Source organism: Streptomyces sp. NPDC005485, from assembly GCF_040606085.1.
Classification (GTDB): Bacteria; Actinomycetota; Actinomycetes; order Streptomycetales; family Streptomycetaceae; genus Streptomyces.
The window spans coordinates 1-16,138 of sequence record NZ_JBEXDZ010000075.1 but is presented as its reverse complement, the minus strand read 5'-3'; the positions used below and the strand labels follow the sequence as shown (position 1 = coordinate 16,138).

General features: G+C 70.5%; 10 protein-coding genes. 3 read left to right on the top strand and 7 right to left on the bottom strand.

Translation table 11 applies throughout. The features are described 5' to 3' along the window. Positions 1–39: 39 nt before the first annotated feature. The 7 genes from ABZS97_RS24230 to ABZS97_RS24200 are packed head-to-tail and all read right to left on the bottom strand — an operon-like array spanning position 40 to position 10,718. On the bottom strand, positions 40–1,710 hold the full coding sequence (locus ABZS97_RS24230; RefSeq protein WP_356140423.1) for a histidinol-phosphatase: 1,671 nt from the start codon (positions 1,708–1,710) through the stop codon (positions 40–42). Positions 1,711–1,737: 27 nt separating this feature from the next. After that, entirely contained in the window at positions 1,738–3,564 is a 1,827-nt protein-coding gene (locus ABZS97_RS24225) for a LamG-like jellyroll fold domain-containing protein (protein WP_356140422.1), read from the bottom strand. A gap of 34 nt (positions 3,565–3,598) precedes the next feature. Beyond that, positions 3,599–6,523, bottom strand: a complete 2,925-nt coding sequence (locus ABZS97_RS24220) for a glycoside hydrolase family 2 TIM barrel-domain containing protein (RefSeq protein WP_356140421.1) — start codon at positions 6,521–6,523, stop codon at positions 3,599–3,601. Continuing rightward, positions 6,520–7,380: a carbohydrate ABC transporter permease gene (locus ABZS97_RS24215; RefSeq protein WP_356140420.1), complete on the bottom strand. Its 861-nt coding sequence runs from the start codon at positions 7,378–7,380 to the stop codon at positions 6,520–6,522. Before ABZS97_RS24215 ends, ABZS97_RS24220 begins: the two co-directional genes overlap by 4 nt. A 14-nt stretch (positions 7,381–7,394) precedes the next feature. Beyond that, complete coding sequence (locus tag ABZS97_RS24210) at positions 7,395–8,345, bottom strand: sugar ABC transporter permease (RefSeq protein ID WP_356140419.1); 951 nt, start codon at positions 8,343–8,345, stop codon at positions 7,395–7,397. Next, positions 8,345–9,631 (bottom strand): extracellular solute-binding protein, encoded by a 1,287-nt coding sequence (locus tag ABZS97_RS24205; protein ID WP_356140418.1) that lies wholly within the window; start codon positions 9,629–9,631, stop codon positions 8,345–8,347. Before ABZS97_RS24205 ends, ABZS97_RS24210 begins: the two co-directional genes overlap by 1 nt. Positions 9,632–9,674: 43 nt before the next feature. Continuing rightward, the gene (locus tag ABZS97_RS24200; protein ID WP_356140417.1) at positions 9,675–10,718 is read right to left on the bottom strand and encodes a carbohydrate kinase family protein; all 1,044 of its coding nucleotides are present in this window, start codon (positions 10,716–10,718) and stop codon (positions 9,675–9,677) included. Positions 10,719–10,869: 151 nt separating this feature from the next. Here ABZS97_RS24200 and ABZS97_RS24195 point away from each other — a divergent pair, with 151 nt between their 5' ends. From ABZS97_RS24195 to ABZS97_RS24185, 3 genes are read left to right on the top strand one after another with little or no spacing between them, the layout of a single operon-like run. Next, positions 10,870–11,637, top strand: coding sequence for a DeoR/GlpR family DNA-binding transcription regulator (locus tag ABZS97_RS24195; protein ID WP_356140443.1), 768 nt, complete (start codon positions 10,870–10,872; stop codon positions 11,635–11,637). Continuing rightward, the gene (locus tag ABZS97_RS24190; RefSeq protein ID WP_356140416.1) at positions 11,634–12,971 is read left to right on the top strand and encodes a 6-phospho-beta-glucosidase; all 1,338 of its coding nucleotides are present in this window, start codon (positions 11,634–11,636) and stop codon (positions 12,969–12,971) included. The genes ABZS97_RS24195 and ABZS97_RS24190 overlap by 4 nt, the downstream gene beginning before the upstream one ends. A 47-nt stretch (positions 12,972–13,018) precedes the next feature. Next, positions 13,019–16,063, top strand: coding sequence for a glycoside hydrolase family 38 C-terminal domain-containing protein (locus ABZS97_RS24185; RefSeq protein ID WP_356140415.1), 3,045 nt, complete (start codon positions 13,019–13,021; stop codon positions 16,061–16,063). Positions 16,064–16,138: the final 75 nt, after the last annotated feature.

Below are 16,138 nucleotides of genomic sequence, written 5' to 3'. Positions count from 1 at the left end.
CCGCACCTGCCCAAAGGCAGGCGCGGGCCTGACACTCCGTCACGCACCCGCCACATCGACGAAGACCGGGTTCGCGTAGAACCACGTGTCGACCCACGGGTCGCCGTTGCCCGGCTCGTGCGGGATCGGGCCGTGCGGGTCGACCGCCGCGCCGAGGTAACCCGCACCATGACGGTTGCCGTCGTTGCCGCGCAGCCGGACGTAGAAGGACTCGTCCCCGGCGACCAGCGGGATGCGCAGGGTGTACGTCCCCTTGCGGCCGCTCACGTCCTGCGTGTGGACGACCCGGGTGTCGGGCGCGCGCCACGTGTCACGGTCGGCCACGGGCCCGCGCACCGCGCCGCGAATCACGTCGACATGGGCCAACTCCGGGAGGATTCCCTGCGGGTTGGGGCGCGAGGCCGTCGTGACGGTCACCGACAGGGTGAGCTTCTCGCCCTTGCGGACCCGCAGCCGGCCGCCCAGGGTCACACCCCTTCCGTGGTCGCAGTCGCGCTTGATCCGGACGTCGAGCCCGTCCAGCAGATGCCCGTGGTCCAGCCAGACCCGGCCGGCACGCAGGCCCGCCATCACCGCGCGATAGCCGTAACGGGACACGCCGACGTGGGTGCGGCTGAACTGGCCGGGCCAGAAGTCGCTGCCCGGCTGCGGGGTGTCGGTGTTCACCGGGTCGGGGAGCTTTCCGGTGGTGTCGAAGTTCTGCCCGGCCGGCCAGTCGCCGTTCTTCCATGTGTCGAAGACCGTGCGGTGGTTGTCGGAGTTGGTGGTGATCGAGAACAGCCGCCCCTCCGCGAGCATCGAGTCCCACAGCCCGCCGACGGTCGCGGTGGCCCAGTCGAAGCCGCCGTAGGTGAGGTACGCGTCCGCCGGGTAGCCGGACCAGGACTGCGCGGACGGCTTGTTCTCGTACTCCCCGCGGATCGAGGTCGCCCCGCGCCAGCCGGGCAGGGCCGCGCCCTGGGCGCCGGGCGCGCCCTCCATGCCGATCATGATCTCGGGGGCCGCGTCCCGCCAGCCCCGCATCTCGTGCGGGGAGTCGATGCCGAGGCGCAGCGGGTGGTTGGCGAGGACCAGGACGTCGTCGACGTATCCCGAACGGCGCTGCTCGGCCAGCCACTTGATGGCCTTGACGGCGTGCGCCTCGTTGCGGGCGGTGTCGGCCGCGCCCGCGGAGCCCTCGGTGTAGTTGAGGAGCTTGCCGTCGTAGGCGAGCTCGAACTGCGTGAGCAGGTCGACCTCGTGGGGTCCGGGCGCGGCGAACACCGTGCAGTGCTCGGCGGCCGGGATGTACCACTCCAGGCCCTGGAAGATCAGCTGGCGCGGGTTCTCGGCGCGCGCCTTCAGGATCTCCTGGTGCTCCAGCTTCGCGCCGTAGGCGGCGTGCCCGAAGTTGGAGTGCTCGTTGAACACCATCCAGTCCAGGCCGTACCGGGCGGCCGCGCCGGCCTGCTGCGAGAACGTGTACTTGGCGTCGTGGCTGTAGACGGAGTGCACGTGGTGGTCGCCGACGAGGTAGGCAAGGCGCGGGTCCTCGCCGCCGAAGCCTCGCCGTGGGGAGGCGAGGGCGGGCGTGGCCGCGGATCCGAGGGCGAAGGCGGCGCCGAACAGGCCTGCGCGGCGCATGAGTTGGCGTCTCGACACACCCTGGGCGTCGAGCTGGGCGGGGGAGACGGACGGGTCGGCCCAGACGGGCAGCTGCTGCTCGGTCATGTCGTTTCCAGGTCTTCCGGGAGGGCCTCAGTGGCTCATGAAGGAGGTGACGGGCAGCGCCCGGGAGACGATGCGGACATCGCCGAGACGGCCGTGCAGGATCTGGTCGATCCTGTCGGCGTACGTGTAGCCGCCGAGCAGCCAGGGCAGGCCGACGGAGGTGATGCCGATCGCGGTGGCCTTCGGGTTGCGGACGACCGGGCAGCCCTCGACGTACAGCGTCGTGTGTCTGCCGTCGTTGACGACCGCGAGGTGCCACCAGGTCTCCAGCGGTGTCTCCTGGCCCCAGTTGGTGGCGATGCCCTCCTGGTTGAGCGGGCGCATGGCCCACTGCGGTTCGCGGTCGTTGGACAGGGACAGGGTGGCGAGCGGCTCGTCGGGGTCGTCGCCCGTCCTGCCCGCCGCGCCGCCGGTGCCCGTACGGCTGACGATGCCGGCCCAGGCGTGGTGGTCGGGGTTCCAGTCGGCGGGGAGCCGGTAGAACGCCTCGATGGTGTAACCGCTCCTGAAGGTGGCCGAGTTGAGCGGCGCGCCGTCGACCGTTCTCAGGTACGCGCCCTTCAGCGGCGACTTGTAGCCCTGGAACTCCAGGCTGCCGTGGCCGGGCTGGTCGGGGTGGTGGTCCGCCGACCAGCCGAGCGAACCGCCGCCCACCGGGACCACGGTGAGGTCGTTGCCCCGGCCGGACAGGTCACGGACGGTGCCGTTCGCGGGCGCCTCGAAGCGCCAGTACGCGACCGTGCCCGGGATCAGCATCTTCGAGGCGGGCCGGGCGGGGCGCACCGGAGCCGGGTCGAAGCCGGAGAAGCGGTCCGCGAAGTCGATGTCGACCGAGAAGCGGTCCCCGTCCCCGCTCAGCTCGATCTCCTGCCGCTCCAGCTCGTTGAGCCCCTTCTTGGCCCGGCCCAGGATCCATGGCGAGACCGTTTCGACGTCGATGACGTTCCGGTCCAGGTCGAAGTGGTAGAGGCGGATCATCGCCGCGCCGCCGAAGTAGCGGTTCTGGTAGTTCGTGAGGTGCAGGTGCACCTCGTGACCGGCCGCGTTCTTGCGGGTAGCGCGGCCGGCGGGCCAGTAGTGGCCGTTCAGGGTCAGGAAGATCTGGTCGTGGTCCGCGATCAGCTGGTCCCACAGCTGCTGCCCGTACGTCGACAACTGGTCGTCCCCGGCGACGAGTTCGTGCGTGGTGAGGATGACCGGCGTCTTCGGATGCCGAGCGAGCACGTCCTTGGCCCAGGCGTACCCCTTCGCCGACAGTCGCCAGTCCAGCGCCAGCACCAGCCATTCGCGCCCGGCCGCCTGGAACAGGTGGTAGGTGTTGTAGCCGTCCGAGCCGGCGCCCCCGAACGTCGGCCTGCCCTTGAAGCGCTGCGGCCCGAACGTGTCCAGGTACGGCGTCGAGCCGCGCTGGTCGTCCGTCGACGACTTCACGTCGTGGTTGCCGGCCAGCACGCTGTAGCCGACGCCTTTGCGGTCGAGCAGCTCGAACGCCCCACCGATCGCCGCGAATTCCTCCGGGGCCCCGTTCTGGGTGAGGTCGCCGAGGTGGGACAGGAAGACGATGTTGTCTTCCTTGCCGTGTTCCAGCAGATAGCGCAGGGACGCCTCGATGGGCGCGGGGTTGAGGCTCGGCCCGTCGAAGAGGTACTGGGTGTCGGGCATCACCGCGAGAGTGAAGCGACGGCTCTGCGTGTCGGGCCGCCAGCCGCTCTTGTCTGCCGCCTCGGCGACGGCGGGCAGGGCGACCCCCGCGGTGGCTGCGGCGCCGAGCAGCGCGGTGGCCCTGAGGAAACTGCGTCGTCCGGCACCGGCCTGCGCGGCCTCGCCCTGTTCGTGGTCATGCGAAGTGCACACGTGTGCTCCGTGAGAGTGTTTTGAGCCCGGGGATTCAAAGAACGCGCAGGGTCCAGCTCCAGCGGTGGACACCCGGTCGGATGCGGTACGAAGGGGAGGTGTCGGGGCCGCACGACGCCGTGCCCAGCCCCCGGTGCGCCGCGTCGATGTGGACCACGCATCCGGAGCGCGGCACCAGCTCGTCGTGGTGCGCGGCGGCGGTCAGATCCTCGGCGCGGTGGCGGGTGACGGAGACCTGGCGCGGCTCGTCCGGCTCGACGGTGAGGCCGGTGGCGTCGGGCGCCGACAGCGTGAAGTGCCGTACGCCGTGCCGGCCGCCGCTCTCCTGCGGGCGCAGGTAAGGCGTGAACAGCGCGTCCACCGCAAGGGAGTGATGGCCGACCGGTGCTCCGGCGGCGCGGTCCGGATAGGACTCCCAGGGGCCCGGCCCGTACCACTCCAGCAGGTCCAGGCCTCCGACCGTCTCGAACACGGAGCCGACCCGCGCCACGTCGTCGAACGCGGCCGGCAGTTCGGCCGACTCCTCGACGCGGACGCCGCCTTCGACCGGTGTGAACGCCTGCTCGTGGCGGACGACGCCGGGCGTTGCGGCGTACTCGCAGAGCACGGTCACCCTTTCCCCGTCACGCGTGACGGAGACGACCTTGCGGACGAGCGTGTCGAGCCCCCACGTCCGCCATCGCGGCGCCATGCCGCCGAGCTCGTCGTTGTCGGTGGGCGCCCGCCACAGGGACAGCGTGGGGGCGAGCGTGAGCAGGGGATGGACGAGCAGGCCGTCGTCGTCGACCCGGACGGCGGGACCGGACGGCGGGGCGGCCGGGGCTCCCGGACCGGCCGCCCGCAACCGCACCTGCGGCACGCAGACCTCCGTGCCGCGGGCCGCCCAGGCTTCGTCGCGCGCCGTCGTGACCCGGAGCGTCAGCCAGGCCTCGCCGCCCTCTTCGGGCAGCGTGAAGGGAGGTGCGAGCACGGCCGAGGCGCCGGGCGCCACGTCGGGCAGCTCGGCCGGGGCGGTCAGGGTGCCGCCGTGGGCGAGGGACAGCTCCCACTGGGCGGCGAGCCATTCCAGCCCGCGGAAGTGCAGGCGGTTGTGGAGGAGTAGAACGCCGTCCTCGTACGTCAGCCGCACCGGTGCCGCGATCTCCCGGTGCTCGTACAGCACCGGCTTCGGCGTGCGGTCGGGGAAGACCACTCCGTCGGCGATGAAGGCGCCGTCGTGGAGTGTCTCGCCGAAGTCGCCGCCGTAGGCCCAGCGATGGCCGGGGGCCGCGACACCGTTGTCATACAGCCGGGCGCCACCGCGCCCGGCCGGTCTTCCGTCGTTCACACGCTGGAGAATGCCGTGGTCCCAGAACTCCCAGATGAAACCGCCCTGAAGACCCGGGGTCGACTCGATGGCCGCCCAGGTGTCGGCGAGCGTGCCGTTGCTGTTGCCCATGGCGTGCGAGTACTCGCACTGGATGAGGGGCCGCGTCTGCCGGCCCGACAGGGCGTGGGCTACGCAGTCCTCGATCGGCGCGTACATGGGACAGGCGATGTCGGAGGCGTCGTCGCTCGCCGCCCAGTCGAGCTTCGCGGCCCCCTCGTACTGGAGCGGCCGGGTCGGATCGTGCCGCCGCACCCAGCCCGCCGCCGCGTCGTGGTTCGCGCCGTAGTCGGACTCGTTGCCCAGCGACCAGATGATCACCGAGGGGTGGTTCTTGTCCCGCAGCACCATTCGTGAGACCCGGTCCACGAAGGCGTTCAGATAGCGCGGGTCGTCGGCGATCTCGTGGGCGTGGTCGTGGGACTCGATGTCCGCCTCGTCGACGACGTAGAGGCCGAGCTCGTCGGCGAGGTCGTAGAGGCCCGGGTCGTTCGGGTAGTGCGCGGTGCGGATCGCGTTGAAGCCGAACCGCTTCAGCAGCACCAGGTCGGCGCGCATGTCCTCGTGCGACACCGTGCGGCCGGTCAGCGGGTGGAAGTCGTGCCGGTTGACGCCCCGGATGTAGACGCGCTCGCCGTTGACCAGGAGGTCGCGGCCGATGATCTCGATGTCGCGGAAGCCGATGCGGTGCCGCGTGGTGTCGGCGATCGTCCCGTCCGGGCGGTGCAGCCGGACCGTGAGGGTGTACAGCTCGGGCGTCTCGGCGTTCCAGGTGCGCACGTCCGGGACGCGGGCGCGGATGCGGGCCTCGCCGAGGAAGTCGGAGACGCGGTCGTCCTCGGCGTTCACACGGTCGAACTCCGCGTCCTGGGTGAGGAGGCGGCCCTCCAGCTCGCCGCTGACACACCACCCGGCGGGCAGCGCGCCGCGGCTGTCCCGCACCCGGCAGTCGACGCGCAGCTCGCCGTCCCGCCGCGCCCGTACGGTCACGTCGGCCAGATGCAGGGGGTCGGTCGCGTACAGCAGCACCGAGCGCGTCACACCGCCGTGCCACCACTGGTCCTGGTCCTCGATGTGCGAGGCGTCCGACCACTTCACCACGGTCAGCCGTACGGTGCTGCGCGCTCCCGGCGTCACCAGAGTGGTCAGGTCGAACTCGGCCGCCAGATGGGAGTCCTTGGAGATGCCCACCGGCCGCCCGTCCACGTGCACCAGGAGCACGCTCTCGGCGGCACCGACCTGGAGCACGATCCGGCGTCCGGCCCAGTCGGCGGGGACGTCGACCTCACGCTCGTACACCCCCGTCGGGTTCGCCGGAGGGGAGCCGGGCGGGACCTGCGCGAACGGCATCCGCACGTTCGTGTACTGCGGCAGATCGTCCGTGCCCTGCATGGTCCAGACGCCGGGGACGCACGCCGACGACCAGGCACCGCCGACCGGCGCGTCCGGAGCCGACAGCAACCGGAACCGCCAGTCGCCGTCAAGGGGGAGTCCTCCGGAGCGCCGGTCGACGGCGTTCATGGGCAGCCGCCCCCAGGAGGTCACCTCGGGTGCCTCCCAGGGGCGGAGGGCGATCAGCGGATCGTGGGTCATCCGCGTACGGCCCCCTTCGCGAGGTCGCCGATGATCTGCTTCGCGCCGACCGCGAAGACGATCAGCAGCGGGATGAGGGCGAGCAGGGCGCCGGTCATCACGATGCCGTAGTCGGTGGTGCCGTGGGTGCCGTTGAGCTGGGACAGCGCGACCTGGAGGGTCACGTTGTCGGGGTTGGTGAGGGAGATCAGGGGCCACGCGAAGTCGTTCCACTGGCCCATGAAGGTGAAGATGCCGAGGAAGGCGAGGCCGGGGCGGACCACCGGCAGCGCCACATGCCAGTACTGGCGCAGGAAGTTCGCGCCGTCGAGCCTGGAGGCGTCGAGCAGCTCGTCGTGGATGGCGGACTTCATGTACTGGCGCATCCAGAAGATGCCGAAGGCGTTGGCCGCGGCCGGAACGATCAGCGCGGTCATCGAGCCGATCCAGCCGATCTTCGCCATGATCACGAACTGCGGGATGACCGAGAGCTGCGCCGGGACCATGAAGATGACCATGAGCAGCCCGAACAGCGGCCCCTTGCCGGGGAACTCGAACTTGGCGAAGACGAAGGCGGCGAGGGAGTCGAAGAGCAGGACCAGGAAGGTCACCGACACCGCGACCAGCAGCGAGTTCCACATCGACCCGAAGAAGTCGATGGCGTCGAAGAGACCCCGGACGTTCTCCAGGAAGTGCGTGCCCGGCAGCAGTTTGGGCGGGTAGGAGAAGATCTCCGACGAGCTGTGCGTCGACATGATCACGGCCCAGTAGAACGGGAAGGCCGAGATCAGCGTGCCGACGATCAGCGGGAGGTGCAGCGCGATCCCTCTGCGGCGGGACCCCCTGATGGAGGTGCGGGACTCCTTGATGGATGCCATGATGCGCGCCCTTCCTAGTCGCCGCGGCGCTGCACGAGGCGCCAGTTGATGATCGAGAAGAGGACGACGACGAGGAAGATGCCCCAGGCCACCGCGGCGCCGTACCCGAAGTCGTTGTTGTCGAAGGTCTGTTGGAAGAAATAGAGGACCATCGTCTGGCCGGAGTGGCCCGGACCGCCCGCGAACGTCGAGTCGTTGGACGAGGTCTGGAGCAGCACCTGCGGCTCGGAGAAGCTCTGCAGGCCCGTGACCGTCGAGACGACGAGCACGAACAGCAGCGTGGGCCTCAGAAGCGGGAGCGTGATCCGGAAGAAGGTCTGGATCGGTCCGGCGCCGTCCATGCGCGCCGCCTCGTACAGATCGCTCGGGACGGTCTGGAGTCCGGCGAGGAAGATGATGGCGTTGTAACCGGTCCACTGCCAGGTCATCAGGGCCGCGATGGTGATCTTGATGCCCCAGGGTGTGTTCAGCCACGCCACTTGGTCGATCCCCACCGCGTGCAGGACGGCGTTCACCATGCCGGCGTTGGTGGAGAAGATCGAGCCGAAGACGATCGCGATGGCGACGACCGAGGTGACGTTCGGCAGGAAGTACGCGAAGCGGTACACGTTCTTGAAGCGGACCGCGGAGTTGAGCATCACGGCCGTGACCATCGCCAGGAAGATCATGGGGAAGGTGGCCAGTGCCCAGATGATGATCGTGTTGCCGATGGAGTTCCAGAAGTCGCTGTCGCTCAGCAGGTACTGGTACTGCGAGAGCCCGGCCCACTCCATGGTGCCGAGGCCGTCCCAGCGGTGGAAGGACAGGTAGAGCGAGAAGCCGACCGGGAACAGGCCGAAGCCGAGGAAGATCAGATAGAACGGGGAGATCGCGGCGTAGAGGTGCCAGTACTTGCGCAGGCCCTTCTTCGGCCGGACCGCGGTGGGTTCTCTCACGGCGGGCGGGGTCTGTTCGAGGACGGCCATCAGTAGCTCACCCCCAGGTGCTTCGCGATGCGACGGCACTTGCTCATGGCGTCACTCCAGGCCTTCTTCGGGTCCTTGCCGAGGACGCCGACGTTCTTGATCTCGTCCTTGATGGGCTGCCCGAGCGCGACGTCGAACGGGCTGTTGTAGGCGACCACGATCTTCTGCGCGGCGGGCCCGAAGATGTCGGTCGTCACCTGCCCGCCGAAGAAGTCGTCGGACTCCTGCATCTGCTTCAGGTCGTAGGAGGCGGGCGTGGAAGGGAAGAGGCCCGCGTCGACGTAACCCTGGGCCTGGTTGCCCGCGTTGAGCATCCAGGTGATGATCTCGAAGGCCCGCTCGGGCTCCCGGCACGCCTTGGTGATCGACAGGAACGAGCCGCCGCTGTTGGCGGGCCGCACCGGCATCTGCGCCACCCGCCACTTCCCCTTGGTCTTCGGCACGCCGTTCTTGATGTCGAAGGAGGCCCAGGAGGCGTTCAGCTGGCTCGGCAGCTTGCCGTCCTGGATGGCCGACTGCTGGTCCGGGGTGCCGCTGACCAGGTCCGAGACGATCCCTCGCCGCTTGGCCTCCACGGCGAGCGCCCAGGCCCGGCGCACATGCTCCTGGTCGCCGATGAAGTGGCGGTCCTTGTCGACGTACCGCTGTGCGCCCTGCTGCACGACGTTCTCGAAGACGGAGTTGACGTCGGTGAGCAGCTTGGCATCCGGGACCCGCTTGCCGAGCTGCACGCCCGCGTCGAAGAACCTCTCCCAGGTGTTGAGTTCGTTCGTCACGTCGTCGGGCTCGTACGGCAGTCCCGCCTTGCGGAAGATCTCGTACTGGTAGTAGTGCGCGACCGGTCCGCAGTCGATCGGGAAGCCGACCATCGTGCCGTCGTCGGCGATGCCCTGGTCCCACTTCCAGGACAGGTACTGGCTCTTGTACTTCTCCGCGCCCAGTGTCCGCAGATCGATGAACTGGTCCGCGTTCGGCAGGTAGGCGGCCATGTCCTCGCCCTTGAGCCCCGCGATGTCGGGGATGTGGGCCCGGCCGGTGATGGTGGTGATGAGCTTGGAGCGGTACTGGCCGCCGATCTGGATGGCGTCCAGGCTCACCGAACTGTCGTAGCGGGCCTTGGCGTTCTTCACGACGGTGTCGCTGAGACCGCCGCTCCAGTACCACAGGACCATGTTCCGGCCGGTCGAGCCGGCCGGTACGGCACAGCCGGACGCCAGGCCGCCGAGCGCCGTGGCGGCCGTGCCGGCCAGGCCCGCGCGCAGCAGGCCTCTTCGTGAGAGCCGCACAGCTCCCACCGCCTTTCGGATCTTTGTGTCTGAGGGGTGCGGATCATTGGGGGGTGACGGGGGCGCCGCGGGTGGGCGGGCCCGGATCCGCCGGGATGCGGTCGGCCAGGAAGCCGTACGTGCGCCGCAGCTCGGGGTCGTCGAGGGTGCGCCACCAGCGGTCGACGCCGTACCAGCCGGGTGCGGCGAGCGCCCCGCTGTGCCGTTGCACGGAGAGCCCCGCGGCGAGGACCGCGAAGCGCAGCCGCTCCTGAAGCGGCCAGCCGCCGAGCGAGGCCGCGACGAAGCTCGCGCCGAAGACGTCGCCGGCGCCCGTCGCGTCCAGGACGTCGACGTCGAGGGCGGGTACGTCCGCGTACTCGCCCGTCGTCTGGTCCACCGCCACGGCTCCGTCGCCGCCGCGGGTGACCACGGCGACCGGCACCAGTTCGGTGAGTGTGCCGAGCGCCGCGAGCGCGCTGTCGGTGCGGGTGTAGGCCATCGCCTCGGCCTCGTTGGGGAGGAAGGCGTGGCACAGGGAGAGCTGGTCGAGGAGATCGCGGGACCACTGCTGGGTGGGGTCCCAGCCGACGTCCGCGTAGATCTGTGTGCCGTTCGCGGCGGCCTTGCCGAGCCAGCCGCGCGGCTCGGCCTCCAGGTGCACGAGGGCGGTGCGGGCCTCGGGCGGGTCGCCCATCAGCGCGTCCTGCGAGTACGGGGGCTCCTGGCCGTGGGTGACGAGGGCCCGGTCGTGGATGGGGGTCCCCCCGCTCGAGCGAAGCCGAGAGTGGGGGAGGGCGAGCGAGACGGTGACGGGGGTGTGCCAGCCGTCCGCGGTGCGGGAGAGGGAGAGGTCGACGCCCTCCTGGTCGGCGAGGACCCCGCGGCAGTACGCGCCGTAGTAGTCGTCGCCGAAGACCGTCGCCAGGGAGGTCCTCAGGCCGAAGCGGGCCGCGGCCACCGCCAGGTTGGCGATGCCGCCGGGGCTGCTGCCCATGCCGTCGGTCCAGATCTCCTCGCCGGGCGTCGGCGGTCTTCCCAGCCCCGTGAGGACGAGGTCGTAGAAGAGCAGCCCGGTCAGCAGCACGTCGGGCCGGTCGTGGTCCACGGATATGTCCTCTCGCTTCCGGTCGTTGCGGAGAGCTCGTCAAAACTCTTCATTTCGGTGACCGGAATCGTGCGCCGCTCCGCGAGATTGGTCAATACCTGAGCAGAACTGAGCATGGAAATGATTGAAGATGACGAGTAGTGTTCACGCCGTGCTGGCAGAACGACGACATCAACTCATCCTGCGGGCCCTGCGCTCGGGCGGTCCGGCGGCCGTGACCGATCTCTCCGAGCGACTGGGTGTGAGCCCCGCCACGGTCAGACGGGACCTGGTCAAACTTGAGGAGGACGGGCTTCTCACGCGTGTGCACGGCGGTGCCGTCGCCGAGGAGGGCGACCAGCCCTTCGCCGAGGTCGCCGAGGTCCGGGTGTCCGAGAAGGACGTCATAGCCGCGCACGCCGCGGCGATGGTCGCGGACGGCCAGTCGGTGCTGCTCGACATCGGCACCACCGCCTACCGGCTCGCCCGGCAGCTGCACGGCCGCCGCATCACCGTGATCACCAGCAACCTCGTGGTCTACGAGGAACTCGCCGACGACGAGGACATCGACCTGGTGCTGCTCGGCGGCATGGTCCGCCGCGAGTACCGCTCCCTGGTCGGCTTCCTCACCGAGGACAACCTCCGCCAGCTGCACGCCGACTGGCTCTTCCTGGGTACCAGTGGAGTACGGCCCGGCGGTCAGGTGATGGACACCACGGTCGTCGAGGTGCCCGTCAAGCGAGCCATGATCAAGGCGAGTGACCGGGTGGTCCTGCTCGCCGACGCCGCCAAGTTCCCGGGCACCGGGATGGCGAAGGTCTGCGGGCCCGAGGACCTGGACGTGGTGGTGACGAACGCGCCGGTGGACGCGGCGACACGCGCCTCCCTGGAGGAGGCGGGCGTCGACGTGGTCGTGGCAGGAGAGGCAGGGGCAGCGTGAAGCTGACGATTCTGGGCGGCGGCGGATTCCGCGTACCGCTCGTGTACGGGGCACTCCTCGGGGACCGCGCCGAGGGCCGCGTCACCCGGGTGGTGCTGCACGACCTGGACGCGGCGAGGCTGTCCGCGGTCACCCGGGTGCTCGCCGAACAGGCTTCCCAGGTCCCCGACGCGCCACAGGTGACGGCCACCACCGACCTCGACGAGGCACTGCGCGGCGCCGACTTCGTGTTCTCCGCGATCCGCGTCGGTGGCCTGGAGGGCCGCGCGAACGACGAACGGGTCGCCCTCGCGCAGGGCGTCCTCGGCCAGGAGACGGTCGGCGCGGGCGGCATCGCCTACGGCCTGCGCACCGTGCCCGTGGCCGTCGACATCGCGCGGCGCGTGGCCGAGCTCGCCCCCGACGCCTGGGTCATCAACTTCACCAACCCGGCGGGACTGGTCACCGAGGCGATGTCCCGCCATCTCGGCAACCGGGTCATCGGCATCTGCGACTCCCCGGTCGGCCTCGGCCGCCGTATCGCCCGGGTGCTGGGCGCGAACCCGCGCGAGGCGTTCATCGACTACGTCGGCCTCAACCACCTCGGCTGGGTGCGCGGCCTGCGCGTCGCCGGCCGGGACGAGCTCCCGCGCCTGCTCGCCGACACCGAACTGCTCGGCTCCTTCGAGGAGGGCAAGCTCTTCGGCCCGGAATGGCTCCAGTCCCTCGGCGCCGTCCCGAACGAGTACCTGCACTACTACTACTTCAACCGCGAGGCGGTCCTGTCCTACAGCCAGGCCGAGAAGACCCGCGGCGCCTTCCTCCGCGACCAGCAGGCCCGGTTCTACGAGGAGATGAAGCGCACCGACGCCTCGGCCCTGTCCGTCTGGGACCGCACCCGGGCCGAACGCGAGGCCACGTACATGTCCGAGAACCGCGAGACCGCGGGCGCCGGCGAACGGGACGCCGACGACCTCTCCGGCGGCTACGAGAAGGTGGCGCTCGCCCTGATGCGGGCCATCGCCCGCGACGAGCGCACCACTCTGATCCTCAACGTGCGCAATCACGGCACCCTCTCGGCCCTCGACGCCGACGCCGTCATCGAGGTCCCGTGCCTGGTCGACGCCAACGGAGCGCACCCGGTCGCCGTCGCCCCGCTGCCCGACCACGCGACCGGCCTGGTCTGCGCGGTGAAGGCGGTCGAGCGCGAGGTGCTCTCCGCGGCGGAGTCCGGCTCCCGTGCGACCGCGGTGAAGGCCTTCGCGCTGCATCCGCTCGTCGACTCCGTGAACGTGGCCCGTCGGCTGGTCGAGGGCTACACCGAGGTCCATCCCGGCCTCGCGTATCTTGGGTAACCCCTCGCCGGAAAGCGCTTTCCCTCTCTTTCTTCTGGAGAACCGCCATGCACGACGAACGCCGCCGGATCGAGGAGCGCGCAGAGCGCATCCACAACCAGCGCATCAAGCCCGCGATCCACGCGGCCTGCGTCCCCTTCGAGGTCGAGGCGTGGCAGGCGCCGGGGGAGCCGGTCTCCTTCGAGGAGGCCTCCGCCGCCGGCTACGAGCCCTTCGCCATGGACACCCCGTGGGGTCCGCCCTGGGGCACGACCTGGTTCCGGATGCGCGGCGAGGTGCCCGCCGAGTGGGCCGGCAAGCGCGTCGAGGCCGTCATCGACCTCGGCTTCACCGGCGACTGGCCCGGCAACCAGGCCGAGGCCCTCGTCCACCGCACGGACGGGACACCGCTGAAGGCGGTCAACCCGCTCAACCAGTACGTGCCGATCGGCAACCCGGTGACGGGCGGCGAGGCGATCGACTACCTGGTCGAAGCGGCCTCCAACCCCGACATCCTGGCAGGCGACTTCGCGGGCCCGACCCCGCTCGGCGACGTCCTCACCGCCGGCGACAAGCCCCTCTACACCTTCCGCCGCGCCGACATCGCCGTCCTCGACGAGGAGGTCTTCCACCTCGACCTCGACGTCCAGGTGCTGCGCGAGCTGATGCTGGAGCTCGGCGAGCACGAGCCGCGCCGGCACGAGATCATGCACCTCCTGGACCGCGCGCTCGACGCCTTGGACCTGGACGACATCTCCGGCTCCGCGGCGGACGTCCGCGCCGTGCTCAGGCCCGCCCTGGCCAGGCCCGCGCACGCCAGCGCCCACACCGTCTCCGGCGTCGGCCACGCGCACATCGACTCCGCCTGGCTGTGGCCGATCCGCGAGACCAAGCGCAAGACGTCCCGCACCTTCTCCAACGTCACCGCGCTCGCCGACGAGTACGAGGACTTCATCTTCGCCTGCTCGCAGGCCCAGCAGTACGAGTGGGTGCGCGACAACTACCCGCAGGTGTGGGCCCGGATCCAGGAGTCCGTGAAGAAGGGCCAGTGGGCGCCGGTCGGCGGCATGTGGGTGGAGGCCGACGGCAACCTGCCCGGCGGCGAGGCGATCGCCCGCCAACTGGTGCACGGCAAGCGGTTCTTCATGGACCACTTCGGTGTCGAGACCAAGGGCGTCTGGCTGCCGGACTCCTTCGGCTACAACGCGGCCTACCCGCAGCTCGCCAAGCTCGCCGGCAACGAGTGGTTCCTGACCCAGAAGCTGTCCTGGAACCAGACCAACAAGCTGCCCCACCACACCTTCTGGTGGGAGGGCATCGACGGCACCCGCATCTTCACGCACTTCCCGCCGATCGACACCTACAACGCCCGCTTCAGCGGCGAGGAGATGTCCCGCACCGTCCGCAACTACGCCGACAAGGGCCGCGGTACGCGCTCACTGGCGCCGTTCGGCTGGGGCGACGGCGGTGGCGGTCCCACCCGCGAGATCATGGAACGGGCGCGCAGGCTCGCCGACCTGGAGGGCTCGCCCAAGGTCGTGATCGAGCACCCCGACGCGTTCTTCGCCGCCGCCCGCGAGGAGTACCCCGACGCCCCGGTCTGGGTCGGCGAGCTCTACCTGGAACTGCACCGGGCCACCTACACCTCCCAGGCCCGCACCAAGCAGGGCAACCGGCGCAGCGAACACAAGCTGCGCGAGGCCGAGTTGTGGGCGACCACGGCCGCACTGCACGCGCCGGGCTACGCCTACCCGTACGAGAAGCTCGACCGGCTCTGGAAGACGGTCCTGCTCCACCAGTTCCACGACATCCTGCCGGGGTCCTCGATCGCCTGGGTGCACCGTGAGGCGGAGGCCGAATACGCGCGGGTGGCCGAGGAGCTGGAGGTGCTGACGGCCGAGGCGGTCGCCGCGCTCGGCGGTGGCGGGGCGCGGGTCTTCAACACGAGTCCGTTCGACCGGGCCGAGGTGGTCCGCACGGCGGCCGGCGACCGGGCGTACGTGGAGGTACCGGCGAACGGCAGCGCGGCCCTGGAAGGCGCCGAGCCCGCCCGGCCGGTGACGGTCACCGGCCGCGTCCTCGACAACGGGCTGGTCCGCGTCGAGGTGGCCGAGGACGGCACACTGTCCTCCGTACGCGACCTCGTCGCCGGCCGCGAGGTCCTCGCCGGCCAGGGCAACCTGCTCCGCCTGCACACGGACCTGCCCAACTACTGGGACGCCTGGGACATCGACAAGCACTACAAGAACCGCTACACGGACCTGCTCGACCCGGAGTCGGTCACGGTGACCGAGGACGGTCCGCTGCTCGGCGCGCTGAAGGTGGAGCGGTCCTTCGGCAAGGGCTCGCGCATCACGCAGACGATCACCGTCCGCGCCGGCAGCCCCCGCATCGACATCGAGACCGACATCGACTGGCACGAGGCCGAGAAGATCCTCAAGGCGTCCTTCCCCGTGGACATCAGGGCGCCCCACTCCTCCGCCGAGATCCAGTTCGGCCATGTCCAGCGCCCCACCCACACCAACACCAGCTGGGAAGCGGCCCGCTTCGAGGTCTACGGCCACCGCTGGGTGCACCTCGGCGAACCGGGCTACGGCGTCGCGGTCATCAACGACTCGACGTACGGCCACGACGTCACCCGCACGGTCCGCGAGGACGGCGGTACGACGACCACGGTCGGCCTCAGCCTGGTCCGCGCCCCGCGCGTCCCGGACCCCGAGGCCGACCAGGGCAGGCACCGCTTCACCTACGCCCTACTGCCCGGCGCGAGCATCGAGGAAGCGGTCGCCGAGGGCTACGCGCTCAACCTGCCGTTGCGGGTGGCGGACGCGGCGGGCGCCCCGGGCCCGGTCGTCTCCGTGGACGGCGACGGCGTCACCGTGGAGGCGGTCAAGCTCGCCGACGACGGATCCGGCGACGTGGTGGTGCGGTTGTACGAGTGCCGCGGCGGGCGCGTCCAGGGCGTGCTGCGCACCGGCTTCCCGCTGGCGGACGCACAGATCACCGACCTGCTGGAGCGCCCCCTGACGCCGGTGGACGCCGACGGGGACGCGGTGGCCGTGTCGCTGCGGCCCTTCGAGGTGCAGACGCTGCGGCTGGCCGTGGGCAAGTAGGCAGACAGACAGGTGGCGGCGGGCCCCGGCCAGCGCGCCCCCCCCCGCCCGCCCCCCCACACAGCCCCAGAACCC

Excerpts from the sequence above, each read along its gene's own strand:
- ABZS97_RS24230 (WP_356140423.1), bottom strand. The coding sequence starts at position 1,710 with ATGACCGAGCAGCAGCTGCCCGTCTGGGCCGACCCGTCCGTCTCCCCC.
- ABZS97_RS24220 (WP_356140421.1), bottom strand. The coding sequence starts at position 6,523 with ATGACCCACGATCCGCTGATCGCCCTCCGCCCCTGGGAGGCACCCGAG.
- ABZS97_RS24215 (WP_356140420.1), bottom strand. The coding sequence starts at position 7,380 with ATGGCATCCATCAAGGAGTCCCGCACCTCCATCAGGGGGTCCCGCCGC.
- ABZS97_RS24210 (WP_356140419.1), bottom strand. The coding sequence starts at position 8,345 with ATGGCCGTCCTCGAACAGACCCCGCCCGCCGTGAGAGAACCCACCGCG.
- ABZS97_RS24185 (WP_356140415.1), top strand. The coding sequence starts at position 13,019 with ATGCACGACGAACGCCGCCGGATCGAGGAGCGCGCAGAGCGCATCCAC.